The sequence below is a fragment of the Micromonospora sp. bgisy143 genome, assembly GCF_057708145.1.
Genome location: NZ_JBYIRN010000002.1, coordinates 476002 through 491652, shown reverse-complemented (window position 1 = coordinate 491652; position 15651 = coordinate 476002). Strand labels below are relative to the sequence as shown.

The 15651-nt window shown below is 70.3% G+C and carries 18 protein-coding genes; 15 read left to right on the top strand and 3 right to left on the bottom strand.

The window, feature by feature from the left end:
• Positions 1-20 precede the first annotated feature (20 nt).
• Positions 21-350: a phospholipase gene (locus tag AC3EN4_RS05200; protein ID WP_435204764.1), complete on the top strand. Its 330-nt coding sequence runs from the start codon at positions 21-23 to the stop codon at positions 348-350.
• A gap of 458 nt (positions 351-808) precedes the next feature.
• Entirely contained in the window at positions 809-1066 is a 258-nt protein-coding gene (locus tag AC3EN4_RS05195; RefSeq protein ID WP_007455784.1) for a WhiB family transcriptional regulator, read from the top strand.
• A 74-nt stretch (positions 1067-1140) separates the two neighbouring features.
• Here AC3EN4_RS05195 and AC3EN4_RS05190 read toward each other — a convergent pair whose 3' ends face one another.
• The gene (locus AC3EN4_RS05190; RefSeq protein ID WP_007455785.1) at positions 1141-1590 is read right to left on the bottom strand and encodes a metallopeptidase family protein; all 450 of its coding nucleotides are present in this window, start codon (positions 1588-1590) and stop codon (positions 1141-1143) included.
• Positions 1591-1742: 152 nt separating this feature from the next.
• On the opposite strand from AC3EN4_RS05190, the gene AC3EN4_RS05185 reads away from it, so the two are divergent.
• Entirely contained in the window at positions 1743-2111 is a 369-nt protein-coding gene (locus tag AC3EN4_RS05185) for a DUF3499 domain-containing protein (protein ID WP_422738398.1), read from the top strand.
• 11 nt (positions 2112-2122) lie between these two features.
• Here the strand turns inward: AC3EN4_RS05185 and AC3EN4_RS05180 are convergent, their stop codons facing one another.
• Complete coding sequence (locus AC3EN4_RS05180) at positions 2123-3469, bottom strand: aspartate aminotransferase family protein (protein ID WP_435204762.1); 1347 nt, start codon at positions 3467-3469, stop codon at positions 2123-2125.
• 216 nt (positions 3470-3685) lie between these two features.
• Here AC3EN4_RS05180 and AC3EN4_RS05175 point away from each other — a divergent pair, with 216 nt between their 5' ends.
• The 4 genes from AC3EN4_RS05175 to AC3EN4_RS05160 all read left to right on the top strand — a co-directional run bounded on the left by AC3EN4_RS05175 (position 3686) and on the right by AC3EN4_RS05160 (position 5519).
• Entirely contained in the window at positions 3686-4006 is a 321-nt protein-coding gene (locus AC3EN4_RS05175) for a hypothetical protein (RefSeq protein WP_435204760.1), read from the top strand.
• Between the two features lie 373 nt (positions 4007-4379).
• Positions 4380-5150, top strand: a complete 771-nt coding sequence (locus tag AC3EN4_RS05170) for a DUF5753 domain-containing protein (RefSeq protein WP_435204758.1) — start codon at positions 4380-4382, stop codon at positions 5148-5150.
• On the top strand, positions 5141-5329 hold the full coding sequence (locus AC3EN4_RS05165; protein ID WP_435204757.1) for a DUF397 domain-containing protein: 189 nt from the start codon (positions 5141-5143) through the stop codon (positions 5327-5329). Before AC3EN4_RS05170 ends, AC3EN4_RS05165 begins: the two co-directional genes overlap by 10 nt.
• A 1-nt stretch (position 5330) precedes the next feature.
• Positions 5331-5519, top strand: coding sequence for a DUF397 domain-containing protein (locus AC3EN4_RS05160; protein WP_435204756.1), 189 nt, complete (start codon positions 5331-5333; stop codon positions 5517-5519).
• 155 nt (positions 5520-5674) lie between these two features.
• On the opposite strand, the gene AC3EN4_RS05155 is transcribed toward AC3EN4_RS05160, so the two are convergent.
• Entirely contained in the window at positions 5675-6187 is a 513-nt protein-coding gene (locus AC3EN4_RS05155) for an Lrp/AsnC family transcriptional regulator (RefSeq protein WP_355053574.1), read from the bottom strand.
• 214 nt (positions 6188-6401) lie between these two features.
• Here AC3EN4_RS05155 and AC3EN4_RS05150 point away from each other — a divergent pair, with 214 nt between their 5' ends.
• The 8 genes from AC3EN4_RS05150 (at position 6402) to AC3EN4_RS05115 (ending at position 15465) form a co-directional block, all read left to right on the top strand.
• Positions 6402-7586: a polyamine ABC transporter substrate-binding protein gene (locus AC3EN4_RS05150; RefSeq protein ID WP_435204754.1), complete on the top strand. Its 1185-nt coding sequence runs from the start codon at positions 6402-6404 to the stop codon at positions 7584-7586.
• A 5-nt stretch (positions 7587-7591) separates the two neighbouring features.
• A complete protein-coding gene (locus AC3EN4_RS05145; RefSeq protein ID WP_435204753.1) occupies positions 7592-8743 on the top strand; it encodes an ABC transporter ATP-binding protein in 1152 nt (383 codons plus the stop codon).
• Positions 8740-9648: an ABC transporter permease gene (locus tag AC3EN4_RS05140; RefSeq protein ID WP_435204752.1), complete on the top strand. Its 909-nt coding sequence runs from the start codon at positions 8740-8742 to the stop codon at positions 9646-9648. Before AC3EN4_RS05145 ends, AC3EN4_RS05140 begins: the two co-directional genes overlap by 4 nt.
• Positions 9649-10485: an ABC transporter permease gene (locus AC3EN4_RS05135; RefSeq protein WP_422738406.1), complete on the top strand. Its 837-nt coding sequence runs from the start codon at positions 9649-9651 to the stop codon at positions 10483-10485.
• Entirely contained in the window at positions 10482-11972 is a 1491-nt protein-coding gene (locus AC3EN4_RS05130; RefSeq protein ID WP_435204751.1) for an NAD(P)/FAD-dependent oxidoreductase, read from the top strand. The genes AC3EN4_RS05135 and AC3EN4_RS05130 overlap by 4 nt, the downstream gene beginning before the upstream one ends.
• On the top strand, positions 11972-13183 hold the full coding sequence (locus AC3EN4_RS05125; RefSeq protein ID WP_435204750.1) for a saccharopine dehydrogenase family protein: 1212 nt from the start codon (positions 11972-11974) through the stop codon (positions 13181-13183). The genes AC3EN4_RS05130 and AC3EN4_RS05125 overlap by 1 nt, the downstream gene beginning before the upstream one ends.
• 386 nt (positions 13184-13569) lie before the next feature.
• Positions 13570-14331: a G5 domain-containing protein gene (locus AC3EN4_RS05120; RefSeq protein WP_435204860.1), complete on the top strand. Its 762-nt coding sequence runs from the start codon at positions 13570-13572 to the stop codon at positions 14329-14331.
• A gap of 288 nt (positions 14332-14619) precedes the next feature.
• Positions 14620-15465 carry a DUF559 domain-containing protein gene (locus AC3EN4_RS05115; RefSeq protein WP_435204749.1) on the top strand — a complete coding sequence of 282 codons (846 nt, stop codon included), beginning with the start codon at positions 14620-14622 and terminating at the stop codon, positions 15463-15465.
• The last annotated feature ends 186 nt before the right edge of the window (positions 15466-15651 follow it).

Here is a 15651-nt window from a genome sequence, read left to right as displayed (position 1 = left end):
TCTCGGGCGGGGGAGCAGTGGTGCACGAACACACGTACGGGCCGTCGGAGACGGGGAGTGTCGTCCTCGATCTGGGCGGCGACACCGGTGCCCTGATCATCTACACCGGTCGGGATCTGCACGGCCGGGAGATCGAGATCAGCCGCGACGGCGAGCGGCGGGTCCACTCGGCGGTCCGGGAGCGCCGGGTCCGGGACGGCTCGTTCCACAGTGCGGTCTACCCCGATCTTCCCGCCGGGATTTATACCGTCTGGTGGGACGCGAACACGTCCGCCGGCACAGTTTCTGTCCACGGTGGAGGGATCGCCGAGTTCGCCTGGCCGAGCAGCGGTTTCGGGGCTGCCGGCTGACCCCTCCGCGCCCTCTTTCCGCTCGCACCCCGTCCACATTGTGGGCGGGGTGCGAGCGCTGTCCACGGCTCGACGGGCGGTCTGCGCCGACCCGCGTTAACCTGTCCCCCACCAAGATCAGCTTTGCGAAGGGGGTACCGGTGCTCCCCGTCCGGCGGGCCGTCGGAGGGAGCGCCACGGCAGAAAAGTCGGGCAACTCGCCGGAGAGGGCGTTACTCGGCCGGGGTCTGAATCGATAGGGCAGGTTGCGAGGCTGGACGGTCCTGGTGGCCGGCCAGGGTTGTCGGGAGGGCGACTCCATTATCAAGTTTGGCTTGACGGCGCACGCATTACACGCGTGTAATTTGAATGGGGTTGTTCGCACGGAACGCAACAAAACGGGACCGGACGGACAAGCACGCCTTTCGCGTGGGGGGTTGCAGCGGCGATGACGCCGGTGCGCGACAAGGAGGCATCTGATGGACGGCCAGCTTGAGGTGGCCGACCTGCTCGGAAACGCGCCGGAGTGGCAGGAGCGGGCCTTGTGCTCGCAGACCGACCCCGAGGCGTTCTTTCCCGAGAAGGGCGGCTCGACCCGCGAGGCGAAGCGAATCTGCTCGCGCTGCGAGGTCAAGACCGAATGCCTCGAATACGCTCTCGGCCACGACGAGCGGTTCGGTATCTGGGGTGGGCTCTCGGAGCGGGAACGGCGCAAGTTGAAGCGGCGCGCCGCCTGAGCGGTGTGCAGCGCACCGCCTGGGCGGTGCGGAGTCGGGGGTGGCGCGGAGTCAGGGCGGTGGGGGCGCCCGGCTCAGGCCAGCTCGTCGGGGTCGACCCCGAGCAGGTTCGCCACCTGCTCGATGATCACGTCATGGACGAGGTCGGCGAGATCTTCGCGGTCCATCGCGCGGAACTCCAGGGGTCGGCGGTACAGCACGATCCGGGGCGGCACCTCCTGGCGGCCGGGGCGACCCGGCAGCAGGCGGGCCAGCGGCACCTCGCCGTCCTCCAGCACGTCGGAGTCGTAGACGTTCAGGTCCGGTGGAACGTCCTCGACCGCGAACTCGACGCCGGCCAGCTCCTTGGCGAACCGTCGCTCCAACGTCTCGACGGTGTCCAGTACCAGGTCGTCGAAGACCTCCGCCTTGGTCCGCGCCAGCGGCACGGTCGCCGGCACCAGGCGCCCGCGCAGGCCACGCCCGTGCCGGTCGCGGTGCGCACGCCGGCCGGGGCCGGGGCGGCGGTGTTCCGGACTCGTCATGAGGCAAAGGGTAGCCCCCGGGCCAGGCCGGCCCGCGGCACCGCCGCCAGCGTGGCGCGGCGCGACCCGGACCGCGAATTGTGATCACCACGACGGGCGTGTCGCAACGCGAAGCGGTGCGCCGGACCCGGTAATGGAGATACCCTGCCGCCGTGAGGTCACCACGGCGCTGCTCCCGTAACGGCTGCCCCCGGCAAGCGGTCGCCACATTGACCTATGTCTACAACGAGTCGACGGCCGTGGTCGGCCCGTTGGCGGCGTTCGCCGAGCCGCACACGTACGACCTGTGTGAGCAGCACGCCCGCAGCCTCACCGCCCCGCGCGGCTGGGACGTGGTCCGGCACGAGGGCGAGTTCGAGCCGCCCCCGCCCACCACTGACGACCTGGTCGCGCTGGCCGAAGCGGTCCGCGAGGCCGCCCGTCCGGCGCCCCGCCCCCCGGAGCCCGACCAGCCCCACCAGGAAAACCCCCACCAGACCGGCCGGCGGGGCCACCTCCGGGTGATTCCCCCCAACCACTGACCCGAGAACGGTCAGAGCCGCGACCAGGCCTCGGTCAGGACGGTACGGAGGATCTGCTCGATCTCGTCGAAGTGTCGCTGCTCGGCGATCAGCGGCGGGGCGAGCTGGATGACCGGGTCACCCCGGTCGTCGGCCCGGCAGTACAGGCCCGCCTGGAACAGCGCGGTGGACAGGAAGCCGCGCAGCAGCCGCTCCGACTCGGCCTCGTCGAAGGTCTGCCGGGTGGTCTTGTCCTTGACCAGCTCGATGCCGTAGAAGTAGCCGTCGCCCCGCACGTCGCCGACGATGGGCAGGTCGTGCAGCTTCTCCAGGGTGGCGCGGAACGCGTCCTCGTTGGCGCGTACGTGCCCGACGAGGTCTTCGCGGGCGAACACCTCGAGGTTGGCCAGGGCCACCGCGCAGGACACCGGGTGCCCACCGAAGGTCACCCCGTGGGCGAACATGCCGGTCTCGGTGAGGAACGGCTCCATCAGCCGGTCGCTGGCGATCATCGCGCCGAGCGGGGCGTAGCCGGAGGTGATGCCCTTGGCGGTGGTGATGATGTCCGGCTGGAAGCCGTAGCGGACCGCCCCGAAGTACTCGCCGAGCCGACCCCATGAGCAGATCACCTCGTCGGAGACGAGCAGCACGTCGTACGCGTCGCAGATCTCCCGCACCCGCTCGAAGTAGCCGGGAGGTGGTGGGAAGCAGCCGCCCGAGTTCTGCACCGGCTCCAGGAAGACGGCGGCGACGGTGTCCGGCCCCTCGCGCTCGATGGCCCGACCGATCTCGTCGGCGGCCCAGCGGCCGAACGCCTCGGGGTCGTCGCCGTGCTCGGGTGCGCGGTAGAAGTTGGTGTTCGGCACCTTGATTCCGCCGGGCACCAGCGGCTCGAAGTCGGTCTTGATGCCGGGCAGGCCGGTGATCGACAGCGCGCCCATCGAGGTGCCGTGGTAAGCGATGTAGCGGCTGACCACCTTGTACTTGTTGGGCTGGCCGGTCCGCTTGAAGTAGGCCCGGGCCAGCTTCCACGCCGCCTCGACGGCCTCGGAGCCGCCGGTGGTGAAGAAGACCCGGTTCAGGTCGCCGGGCGTGAGCGAGGCGATCTTCTCAGCCAGCTCGACGGCCTTCGGGTGGGCGTACGACCAGAGCGGGAAGTACGCCAGCTCGCCGGCCTGCTTGGCGGCGGCCTCGGCCAGCTCGGTGCGGCCGTGACCGGCGTTGACGACGAACAGCCCGGCGAGCCCGTCGAGGTAGCGGCGGCCCTGCGCGTCCCAGACGTACGCGCCCTCGCCGCGCACGATGGTCGGCACCTCGCCGGCGGAGTAGCTCGCCATCCGGGTGAAGTGCATCCAGAGGTGGTCGGTGGCGTCGGCCATGTCAGCCCCATCGATCGTCGGGCCGGTCAAAGGGGTGAAGCCGGCCGCTCTGCTCACGGTTATCGCACAGTCCAGTGCCCGTCGGCAAGTGGTATCAGTGGTCTATATGGCGGAGTGCGACGGAATCAGCGAGCAGTTGCAGCCTAGGCAACGGATTCCGCATCAACGTGCGGGGTTGGACGGTATGGGGTGGGACGCTGTCGAGCTGCCCCAGATGTGGGGCGGGCCGGACCTGCCTCCCGGACGCAGGCGCTCGCCAGCGTCCGGCTCCCGCCGACCGTGCTCGCCAGCGCCTGGCCCCCGCTGACCGTGCTCGCCAGCGCCTGGCCCCCGCTGACCGTGCTCGCCCTCGCCTGGCCCCCGCCGACCGTGCTCGCCAGCGCCTGGCCCCCGCTGACCGTGCTCGCCCTCGCCTGGCCCCCGCCGACCGCGCTCGCCCTCGCCTGGCCCCCGCCGACCGCGCTCGCCTGGCCCCCGCCCGACGGCACCCGCCTGTGCCTGGCCCGCACCCAGAGGCGCTCGCCCCGCGTCTCCTAGGTTGATCCACTCCGCTTCGCCGATATCGCTGTATCAGGGCGAGGTTGATACCGCGACATCGGCGAAGTCGAGTGGATCAACGGCCGGGTCGGCCCTGGCTGGTCGTCGGGACGCTGGTGGGACACCTCGGGGGCGGTAGCGGGGCGTCCTGGGTGCGTGCCAACACGTCCCACCGCAACACGCCGGCAGGCTGGAGACATCGACACTCAGCGTGGCTAGCGTGCGGCGCAGCGTGCACCCAGCGGGCTGCAGCGTCTGCCGGGCGGCACGGCGCGGCGTGCACCGAGCGGCGCGGTGTGCGGCGTGTGCTGGGCGGTGCGGCGATCCGCACCGCGCGGAGCTGCGGCGGGTGGCCGATGGACGGGAGGATCACATGGCGAACGAGGCGTTGCGGGTGGCGATGGCCGAGGCGGGGGAGACGGTCGAGTCGCTGGCCGAGAAGGTCCGCGTCGACCCCAAGACGGCGGGGCGGTGGCTGGCGTCCGGGCGTATCCCGCATCCGCGTACCCGGATCGCGGTTGCCGAGATCCTGCGCCGGGACGCGGCGGATCTCTGGCCGGAGCCGTTCCGCCGTCGGGACCTGCCGTGGTTCCGACCGTGGGCCGAGCTGGAGCAGGACGCGATTGGCCTGCGGTCGTACGAGCCGCTGCTCGTGCCGGGCCTGCTCCAGACCGAGGGGTACGCCCGGGCGGTCCTGAATACCGGCGGGCTGGTCCCGCCCTCCGAAGTGGACCAGATCGTGGCGAGCCGCATCGACCGGCAGGCGGTCCTTCGCCGGGACGCCCCACCGCAGCTCGTCGCGGTGCTCGACGAGGTGGTGCTCCGCCGGCCGGTCGGCGACGGCTCGGTGATGGCCGGGCAACTGCGGCACCTCGCCTCGGCAGCGGAGTGGGAGCACGTGCAGGTCCGGGTCATCCCCGCCGAGAGCCCGTGGCACACCGGGTTGGCCGGGCCCTTCGTGCTGGGTCGCCTGCCCGACGGGACGGAATTGGCGTATCTCGACAACCAACTCCGCGGTCAGATCGTGACCGATCCTCTCGACGTGGCTAACCTGGGACGCAGGTGGGAGAGCGTCACCGGTGAGGCGTTGCCCCAACGTCAGTCGATCGAGCTGATCAGGGAAGTGGCCACGACATGGACATGACCGACGCGCGCTGGCGCACCGCGACCCGCAGCAGCAACAACGGTGGAAACTGCGTCGAGGTCGCCGACAACCTGCCGGGGCGGGTGCTGGTGCGCGACAGCAAGGACCGCGAGGGCGGCACCCTGACCTTCGCGCCGGCCAGTTGGCGTTCCTTCGTCGACCAGTTGCGGCAGGCGTGACATGACCGACGCCCGTTGGCGCACCGCGACCCGCAGCAGCAACAACGGTGGCGCGTGCGTCGAGGTCGCCGACAACCTGTCGGGGCGGGTGCTGGTGCGCGACAGCAAGGACCGTGACGGCGGCACCCTGACCTTCGCGCCGGCCGCCTGGGCGTCGTTCGTCGGCGCGGTCCGCGCGACGGCCCGCTGATCCACTCGGGATCCCGGAAACCGGGGCATCGGAGCGCCCCGGACACCCCGACTTCCGGCAAACCGAGTCGATCAAGCGCCGACCAGCGCCGACCAGCGCCGACCAGCGCCGACCAGCGCCGACCAGCGCCGACCAGCGCCGACCAGCGAGAGCCGTCAGGCCGTACCCCAGGTGTAGGTCTGTTTGCGGAGCTTGAGGTAGACGAACGCCTCGGTGGAGAGCACCCCCGGCACCGCGCGTAGCCGTTGCAGGATCTCCAGCAGGTGGTCGTCGTTGCGACAGACCACCTCGGTGAGCAGGTCGAACGACCCGGCGGTGATGACGACGTAGTCGACCTCGTCCAGTTCGGCCAGTCGGTCGGCGACGGCCTCCAGGTCGCCGTCGGTCCGCAGCCCGATCATGGCCTGGCGGGGGAAGCCGAGCTGGAGGGGATCGGTCACGGCGACGATCTGCATGACGCCGGAGTCGAGCAGTCGCTGTACCCGCTGGCGGACCGCCGCCTCGGACAGGCCGACCGCCTTGCCGATGGTGGCGTACGGCCGGCGGCCGTCCTCCTGGAGCTGCTCGATGATCTGCTTGGCCACGTCGTCCAGCAGAGCGTGGTTGGCACCTTCACGCACGGCGACGCGGCGACCGCCGCCGCCACTCTCGTGCTGTCGGTTCGTCATCGTGCGCTCCCCATGTCCCGAATCGTGATGTCGCGCGTGTGTCCCCGCGCAGTCTGGCGTATTTCGTCGTCAACTGCTAATCCCGCAACGGAATCCCTTGTAAGGGAGGTTTCCTCATGTCAGGATCAGTGCTCCCTGGCACCTGACCCTCCCGACATTCCCGCCGGCGTGCCTCCCCGTCCCGCCGCCGACGATGACCCCCCTAGGAGTCGTCATGCGTACTCCCCTCCGGCCCCTCTCCCGGCGTGGACTGCTCACCGGCACCCTCGGTTCGGCCGCCCTGCTCGCGGCGGGCGGCAGCCTCGCCGGCTGTGGCACCAAGGGCGCCCAGCAGACCGAGGCCGGCTGCGTCAGCGAGGACCTGTCCGGCACCGAGAAGAAGCTCGCCTTCTCCAACTGGCCGCAGTACATGGACGTCGACGAGAAGGACGAGTCCAAGCGGCCGAGCCTGGACGAGTTCATCACGAAGACCGGCATCCAGGTGACCTACACCGAGGACATCAACGACAACAACGAGTTCTTCGGCAAGGTGCAGAACCAGTTGGCCGCCTGCCAGAGCACCGACCGGGACATCATCGTGCTGACCGACTGGATGGCGGCGCGGATGATCCGGCTCGGCTGGATCCAGAAGCTCGACCCGGCGAAGATCCCGAACGTCCAGGCGAACCTGTTGCCGTCCCTGCTCAAGCGTCCCTTCGACACCGAGAACCGGATCTCGATCCCGTGGCAGTCCGGCCTGGCCGGGTTGGCGTACAACGGCAGCGTCACCAAGGAGCTGCGCACCGTCGACGAGCTGCTGACCCGCGCCGACCTCAAGGGCAAGGTGACGGCGCTCAGCGAGATGCGCGACACGATGGGTCTGCTGCTCGGCGCGAACGGGCACGATCCGTCGAACTTCACGTCCGCCCAGTTCGACGACGCGCTCAACAAGCTCAAGAAGGCCGTCGACTCCGGGCAGATTCGCAAGTTCACCGGCAACGACTACGCACCCGACCTGGCCAAGGGCGACATCGCCGCGTGCATCGGCTGGTCCGGGGACGTCATCCAGCTCTCCAGTGAGAACGCCAAGGTGCGGTTCGTCGCGCCCGACTCCGGCGTGATGCTCTACAGCGACAACATGATGGTGCCCAACAAGGCCAGCCACAAGGGCAACGCCGAGGCGCTGATCAACTACTACTACGAGCCGGCCGTGGCCGCGAAGCTCGCCGCGTACGTCAACTACATCTGCCCGGTCAAGGGCGCCCAGGCCGAGATGGAGAAGATCGACCCGGAGTTGGCCGCCAACCCGCTGATCTTCCCCGACGACGCGCTGCTGGCGAAGTCGAAGGTCTTCATGGCCCTGGACGAGAAGCAGGAGAAGGAGTACGAGGGCAAGTTCCAGCAGGTCATCGGGGCGTGACGAGGATGGCGCGCGAGACACCCGCCGGCGACCTGCGCCTGGCCAACCTCACCAAGCGGTTCGGCATCTTCACCGCCGTCGACGACCTCAGCCTGACGATTCCGCAGGGCTCGTTCTTCGCGCTGCTGGGCGCGTCCGGCTGCGGCAAGACCACCACCCTGCGGATGATCGCCGGGCTGGAGGAGCCGACGAGCGGTCAGGTGCTGCTCGGCGACAGCGACATCGCTCGGCTGCGGCCGTACAAACGGCCGGTCAACACGGTCTTCCAGAGCTACGCGCTCTTTCCGCACCTCACCATCTTCGAGAACGTGGCCTTCGGGCTGCGTCGGCGCGGCATCCGCGCGGTCGACGACGAGGTCCGGCGGATGCTGTCGCTGGTGCAGCTCGACGGTTTCGGCCCGCGCCGCCCGGCCCAGCTCTCCGGCGGCCAGCAGCAGCGGGTCGCGCTGGCCCGCGCACTGATCAACAAGCCGCAGGTGCTGCTGCTGGACGAGCCGCTGGGCGCGCTCGACCTGAAGCTGCGCCGGCAGATGCAGATCGAGCTGAAGCGCATCCAGACCGAGGTCGGCATCACCTTCGTGCACGTCACCCACGACCAGGAGGAGGCCATGACCATGGCCGACACCGTCGCGGTGATGAACGCCGGCCGGATCGAGCAGCAGGGCGCTCCGGTCGACATCTACGAGTTCCCGGCCACCGCGTTCGTGGCGAACTTCCTCGGCCAGTCCAACCTTCTCGCCGGGGAGGCCGCCGGCACGAGCGGCGGCGAGGTCGCGGTGACGGCGCACGGTTCGCGCTTCTCGGTGCCCGCCGGCCGGTCGCGCGCCGACCGTGGTCCGGTTCACCTGGGGGTACGCCCGGAGAAACTGCATCTGGTCGGCTCCGCCGACCAGGTGCCCGACGGACACCAACACGTCACCGGTGTGGTCACCGACGCCTCCTACGTGGGCGTCAGCACCCAGTACCTGTTGCGCACCGGCTGGGGCACCGAACTGACGGTCTTCGCCGCCAACAGCGGTACCGCGACGCGGATGCCGGTCGGCGCCGAGGCCGTGGCGTACTGGGATCCGGAGCACGCGTTCCTGCTGCCCCGGGACGCCGCCGACGCCGACCGGACGGCACCGGTGTTCGACGAGCCGGTGGGTGCGTCGTCGTGACCCTCCTGGCGCCCAGCAAAGCGGGCCAGCCGCCGCCCGCGCCACCGGCGGCCCGGTCCGGGCGGTACCGCCTCCTGCCGTACCTGCTGCTGTTGCCCGGCGCGGCCTGGCTGCTCATCTTCTTCGGTGTGCCGCTGGTGCAGCTCGCCGCGGCGAGCCTGTACGACCCCAGCGGCTCGCTCTCCACCGGGTACGCGATGACCTGGGCGTTCGGCAACTACCCGGACGTGGTGCAGGCGTACTGGCCGCAGCTGCTGCGCTCGTTCGGCTACGCCGGGCTGGCCCTGGTGGTGGCGCTGCTGCTGGGCTATCCGTTGGCGTACGCCATCGCGCAGAAGGCGGGCCGGTGGAAGAACCTGCTGCTGGTGTGCGTGGTCGCGCCGATGTTCACCAGCTTCCTGGTCCGTACGCTGGCCTGGAAGACGATCCTGTCGGACAACGGCCCGCTCGTCGGCCTGCTGCGCGACGTGCACCTGCTCGCGTCGGACGGTCGGCTGCTGGCCACGCCGTTCGCGGTGGTGCTCGGTCTGACGTACAACTTCCTGCCGTTCCTGGTGCTGCCGCTGTACGCGAGCCTGGAGCGGCTGGACCCCCGGCTGCTGGAGGCGGCTACCGACCTGTACGCGAGCCCGGTGCAGGCGTTCCGGCGGGTGACCCTGCCGCTGTCCATGCCCGGCCTGGTCGCCGGCACGCTGCTGTTCTTCATCCCGGCCAGCGGTGACTACATCAACGCCGAACTGCTCGGCACGCCCAACGAGTACATGGTCGGCAACGTCATCGACTCGGCGTTCCTGGTCCGGCTGGACTACCCGCAGGGTGCCGCCCTGTCGTTCCTGCTGATGGCGGCGATCCTCGCGGTGGTCTTCGGCTACCTGCGCCGGGCTGGCACGGAGGAGGTGCTCTAGATGCGACTCTCCCGCTGGCTGGCCGATCGCTGGGTGATGATCGTGGCGCTGCTGGTGCTCGGCTACCTGTCGCTGCCGATCCTGGTGGTGGCGGGGCTGTCGTTCAACCGCCCGTCGAGCCGCCTGTCGTACGACTTCAACGAGTTCACGCTCGACAACTGGCGGCAGCCCTGCGCCACCTCGGACATGTGCGACGCGGTCGTGCGCAGCGTCCAGATCGGATTCCTCGCCACGGTCGTCTCCACCGTGCTCGGCACGTTGATGGCGTTCGCGCTGGTCCGGCACCGCTTCCGGGGACGGGCCGGCGTCAACGTGCTGATCTTCCTGCCGATGGCGACGCCGGAGCTGGTGATGGGCACGTCGCTGCTGGCCCTGTTCGTCTCGGCCGGGGTACCGCAGGGCTTCTGGACCATCGTGATCGCGCACGTCATGTTCTGCGTGTCGTTCGTGGTGGTCACCGTGAAGGCGCGGCTCGCCGGGATGGACCGGCGGCTGGAGGAGGCCGCCATGGACCTCTACGCCAGCGAGTGGCAGACCTTCCGGCGGATCACCCTGCCGCTGGTGCTGCCCGGCATCGTGGCCGCCGCGCTGCTGGCCTTCTCGTTGAGCTTCGACGACTTCATCATCACCAACTTCAACGCCGGTACGACCGTGACGTTCCCGATGTACGTCTGGGGCGCCGCCCAGCGGGGCATCCCGCCGCAGGTCAACGTCATCGGCACCGCGATGTTCGCGATCGCGCTGCTGCTGGTCGGCCTCAGCTCACTGCGCGGACGCCGGGCCCGCCGCGCCAACCTGCTGGCCGGTACGACACCACAGGCGCGGCGGCCGTCGTGACGACCGCGCGTGTCGGGCGGGCGTTGGCCGACGCGGCACCTGTGCCGTACTGGCTCGACCGCAAGGAGCGGCCCGACCCGCTGCCGCCGCTCGTCGGCGCGCAGACCGCCGACCTGCTCGTCATCGGCGGCGGGTACGGCGGGCTCTGGGCCGCCCTGGAGGCCAAGCGCGCCGACCCGCACCGGGACGTGCTCCTCGTCGACGCCGGGACCTGCGGATGGGCCGCCTCCGGGCGCAACGGCGGGTTCTGCGCCGCCTCGCTCACCCACGGCCTCGCCAACGGCGTGGACCGGTTCCCCGACGAGATCGGCGAGCTGGAACGCCTGGGCCGGCAAAACCTCGACGACATCGCCGACACCGTCGCGGAGTTCGGCATCGACTGCGACTTCGAGCGCACCGGCGAGCTGGCCGTCGCCGTCGAGCCGTACCAGCTCGACGGGCTCGCCGCCGACGCGGAGCTGGCCCGCCGGTACGGCCACCGGGTGCGCCTGCTCGACCGCGACGAGGTACGCGCCGAGGTCAACTCGCCCACCTACCTGGGCGGCATGATCGACGCCGACCGGGTGGCGATGGTGGACCCGGCGAAGCTGGCCTGGGGGCTGCGCCGCGCCTGCGTCGAGGCGGGCGTACGCGTGCACGAGCACACCCGGGTCACCGGGCTGCGCGCCGACGGCGTCGCGCTGCGGGCGGACACCCTCGGCACCGATCCTGACGACCTGGCCCGCTCTGCCGACCTGGCCGGCCCTGCCGCACCCGCCGGCCTGGCCGCACCCGCACCGGGCCGCCCCGGCGTCATCCGCGCCCGCCGGATCGTGCTGGCCACCAACGCGTTTCCGCCGCTGCTGCGCCGGCTGCGCGCGTACGTGGTGCCCGTCTACGACCACGTCCTGATGACCGAGCCGCTCAACCCGGCGCAGCGCGACGCGATCGGCTGGCGCAACCGGCAGGGGCTCGCCGACACCGGCAACCAGTTCCACTACTACCGGATCACCCGCGACGGGCGGATCCTCTTCGGCGGCTACGACGCCGTCTACCACTACGGCAACCGGGTCGCCCCGAAACTGGAACAGCGCCCGGCCACCTTCACCACCCTCGCACAGCACTTCTTCACCACGTTTCCGCAGCTCGCGGACGTGCGCTTCAGCCACCGCTGGGGCGGTGTCATCGACACCTGCACCCGGTTCTGCCCGTTCTACGGCACCGCCTTCGGCGGTCGGCTGGCGTACGCCGCCGGGTACACCGGCCTCGGCGTCGGCGCGACCCGCTTCTCCGCCCGCGTGCTTCTCGACCTGCTGGACGGCGGGAACACCCCGTTGACCCGGCTCGATCTGGTCCGCCGCAAGCCCCTGCCGTTCCCGCCGGAACCCGTCCGCGCGATCGGCATCAATCTCACCCGCCGGTCGATGGCCCGCGCCGATGCGCGTGGGGGCAGACGCGACCTGTGGCTCCGTACTCTCGATCGTCTTGGTTTGGGGTTTGATTCCTGATGCGTGTCCTGCTCGTCGGCGCCGGTGGCGTCGGCTCCGCTGCCGTAGCCATCGCCGCCCGACGGTCCTTCTTCGAGACGATGGTCGTGGCCGACCACGACCCGCAGCGCGCGGCCCGCGCGGTGGCCGGGCACGGCGACCGCTTCGTCGCCGCCCACGTGGACGCTGCCTCGGCCGACGCGATTACCGCGCTGTGCCGCGAACACCGGATCACCCACGTCCTCAACGCCGTCGACCCGCGCTTCGTCATGCCCATCTTCGACGGCGCGTTCGCGGCCGGCGCCGACTACCTGGACATGGCGATGTCGCTGTCCCGCCCGCACCCGTCGCAGCCGTACGCCGAGACCGGCGTGAAGCTCGGCGACGAGCAGTTCGCCCGCGCCGACGCCTGGGCGGCGGCCGGTCGGCTGGCGCTCGCCGGCATCGGTGTGGAACCGGGACTGTCCGACGTGTTCGCCCGGTACGCCGCCGATGAACTGTTCAGCGAGATCGACGAGATCGGCGTGCGGGACGGCGCGAACCTGACCGTCGACGGCTACGACTTCGCGCCCTCGTTCTCCATCTGGACCACCATCGAGGAGTGCCTGAACCCGCCGGTGGTCTGGGAGGCCGACCGCGGCTGGTACACCACCGAGCCGTTCAGCGAACCGGAGGTCTTCGACTTCCCCGAGGGGATCGGGCCGGTCGAGTGCGTCAACGTGGAGCACGAGGAGGTGCTCCTCATTCCGCGCTGGGTCAAGGCCCGCCGGGTCACCTTCAAGTACGGGCTCGGCGAGGAGTTCATCGACGTCCTGAAGACGCTGCACAAGGTCGGCCTGGACGGTGTCTCCCCGGTGCGGATCCGCGGGGTCGACGTGTCCCCGCGCGACGTGGTGGCGGCCTGCCTGCCCGACCCGGCCACCCTCGGGACGCGGATGCGCGGCAAGACCTGCGCCGGCACCTGGGTACGCGGGCTGGGCCCGGACGGACGGCCCCGGGAGGTCTACCTCTACCACGTGGTCGACAACGAGTGGTCGATGAGCGAGTACGGCCACCAGGCGGTCGTCTGGCAGACCGCGGTCAACCCGGTGGTGGCGCTGGAACTGCTCGCCACCGGCGTCTGGACCGGCGTAGGAGTCCTGGGCCCCGAAGCCCTACCCCCGGTGCCCTTCCTAGACCTGCTCACGAACTACGGATCCCCCTGGGGTCTCCGCGAAACCCCCACCCCCTGACCTGCGTCGATCTTGCACTTTCTGTGGGGGCATCACTCGCTTATCGGGCATAACCTCGACAGCAAGTGCAAGATCGGCGGGGCTGGGGTGGTGGGTGACGGCTTGCTGACAGGTTTCTCGGGGGTTGGGCTGGGGTTCTGGGGGGTGGTTTGTGGGAGTGCGGGATTTGGTCGTTTGGCGGGTATTTTGTGGGCGGGTGGCCGCACTATTGGCCCCGGCTCGACGGGCCTAACGGCCAGTCGACCTGTCGACTTGTCACCCCGCCGACTCGGTCGGCGACGCAGGTCGCGCCCACCGATTGATCGACGCCAGGCGAACGGCGCAGGCAACCAGCGCGACGGTGGATATTGCGGACAGTGGTGGCGACGACACTTCTCCGCGTGACGATGCAACCACCACCCGGGCCGGGGCATCCGCTGCCGTACGGCCCCGGACCGCAGCCATCCGCCGCCCCGAACTGGTTCCGCCGTGCCAGCCCGGGCCGCCGCGCCGCAGTGATTGTCGGTTCGGTGCTGCTCTCCGTCCTGCTGCTCTGCTGCGCCGGTACCGCCATCGTCGGCGCGCTGACCGGCGATCCGGACCCGAAGAGCACGGCCACCGCCGCCGACGAGGCGCAACGACCCATCGCCGCGGCGCCCGCCGAACCGACACCTGACGCGCTCGCCGAAGCCCAGTCGGCCGAGCCGGCACCCTCCAGCCCCGTGCCCTCCAGCGCGGCGCCCTCGAGTGCCGCGCCCGCGCCGGTGGTGCGGGTGACGACGGTGACCGAGCGTTCTGCTATCCGGCACGGTTCGCGCACCGTCAAGGACGCCTCGCTGGCCGAGGGCAAGCGGGTCGTCCGCACGAAGGGCGTGGACGGCGTACGGACGCTGACCTACGAGGTGACCACCACCGACGGTGTGCAGACCGGCAAGAAGCTGGTCACGTCCACCGTGACGAAGCAGCCGGTCACCGAGGTCGTCGCCGTCGGCACGAAGAAGAAGTCCAACTGCGACCCGAACTACAGCCCCTGCGTCCCGATAGCCAGCGACGTCGACTGCTTGCCCGGCTCCGGGAACGGGCCCGCCTACGTCCGCGGCACCGTCAAAGTCATCGGCGAAGACATCTACGACCTGGACCGCGACAACGACGGCTACGGCTGCGACTAACCCTCCCCGCCCTTAGTCCCGTCCCCCGTCCCCGCCCCCGTCCCCGCCCCCCGTCGATCTTGCACTTTCTGCGGTCACAATCCGCGTCAAAGCGGGGCGTATCGACAACAGAAAGTGCAAGATCGGCGCGGGGGGTGGGGCGGAGGGTGGGGCGGGGGCCGGGGGCGTGAGGGCTGGCGGCTTAGCACGTGCGGGTGTGGGGTGGGGGTTTTCCACAGAGGGCTTTGTTGTCCACAGGTTGTGGGGGCGGGGCGGCGTTTGTGACCGGTAGGCGGCCAGCCTTTCGGCATGACTGTTCAGTTGTGGCGTACGGATGCCCTGATGCGGGAGCTCACCGTCGCGCGGATCCGCACTCGGCTCGACCGCGAGGAGCTTCGGCGGGTCCGCAGGGGCGTGTACGCAGCTGAGTCCTGCGACGACGATGACCTGCTACGGGCGCTGATGCTGCGCCTCCCCGACGGGGCCATGTTGACCCGGCAGAGTGCCGCCCGCAGGCACGGCTTCGGCGTCTTGCGGGAGGACCTGGTGCATATCCAGCTGCCCGCGAATGTGCCGAAGCCTCGGCTGCCCGGGGTCGTCGTACACCGGTCGGTTCTGTCTGTTCGGCCGGTGCTCGTCGGCGGCCTGCCCTGCGTGCCGGCGGCCCGGTGTGCGGTGGACCTGGCGCGTGCCGTTCGGCGGCTCGACGCGCTGCCGGTGCTCGACGCGGCGCTCCGGTCCGGCGCGGTGAGCCAGGATGACCTGCTGGCGGAGGTTTCCGCTCACGACGCGTTGCGCGGGGTACGGCAGGCCCGCCAGCTCATACTGCTGGCTGACGGCCGGGCCGAATGTCGGCAGGAGAGTCAGTTGCGACTGATCCTGGTTGACGGAGGGCTACCCGCGCCCGAGCCGCAGCTGTGGGTCACCGATGGATTCGGCATCCCGCTCTACCGGCTCGACCTCGGATACCGGGAGCGGCGAGTCGGCGTGGAGTACGACGGTCTGTCGCACCTGGACCGCGATCGTCTTCGACACGACCGGGAGCGGGTCAACTGGCTGGACGCGTCGGGCTGGCGAATGCGCTACTTCACCGACCGTGACCTCTACCGCCGTCCCGACTACGTCAAAGCCACAGTCCGCGGAGCCCTCTCGTGACCCCTAGCGCGTTCCGACCTCGCCGATCTTGCACTTTCTGTGGCGACTAATACCCACAAGAGCGACATTTCAACAACACAAAGTGCAAGATCGGCGAGAGCGGGGGGCGGGGCGCGGGGCGGGGGCGCGGGGGCGGGGGGTGAACGGTTGGGGGGTTGTTTTCGTATCAGGGGGTGACGGACGTTG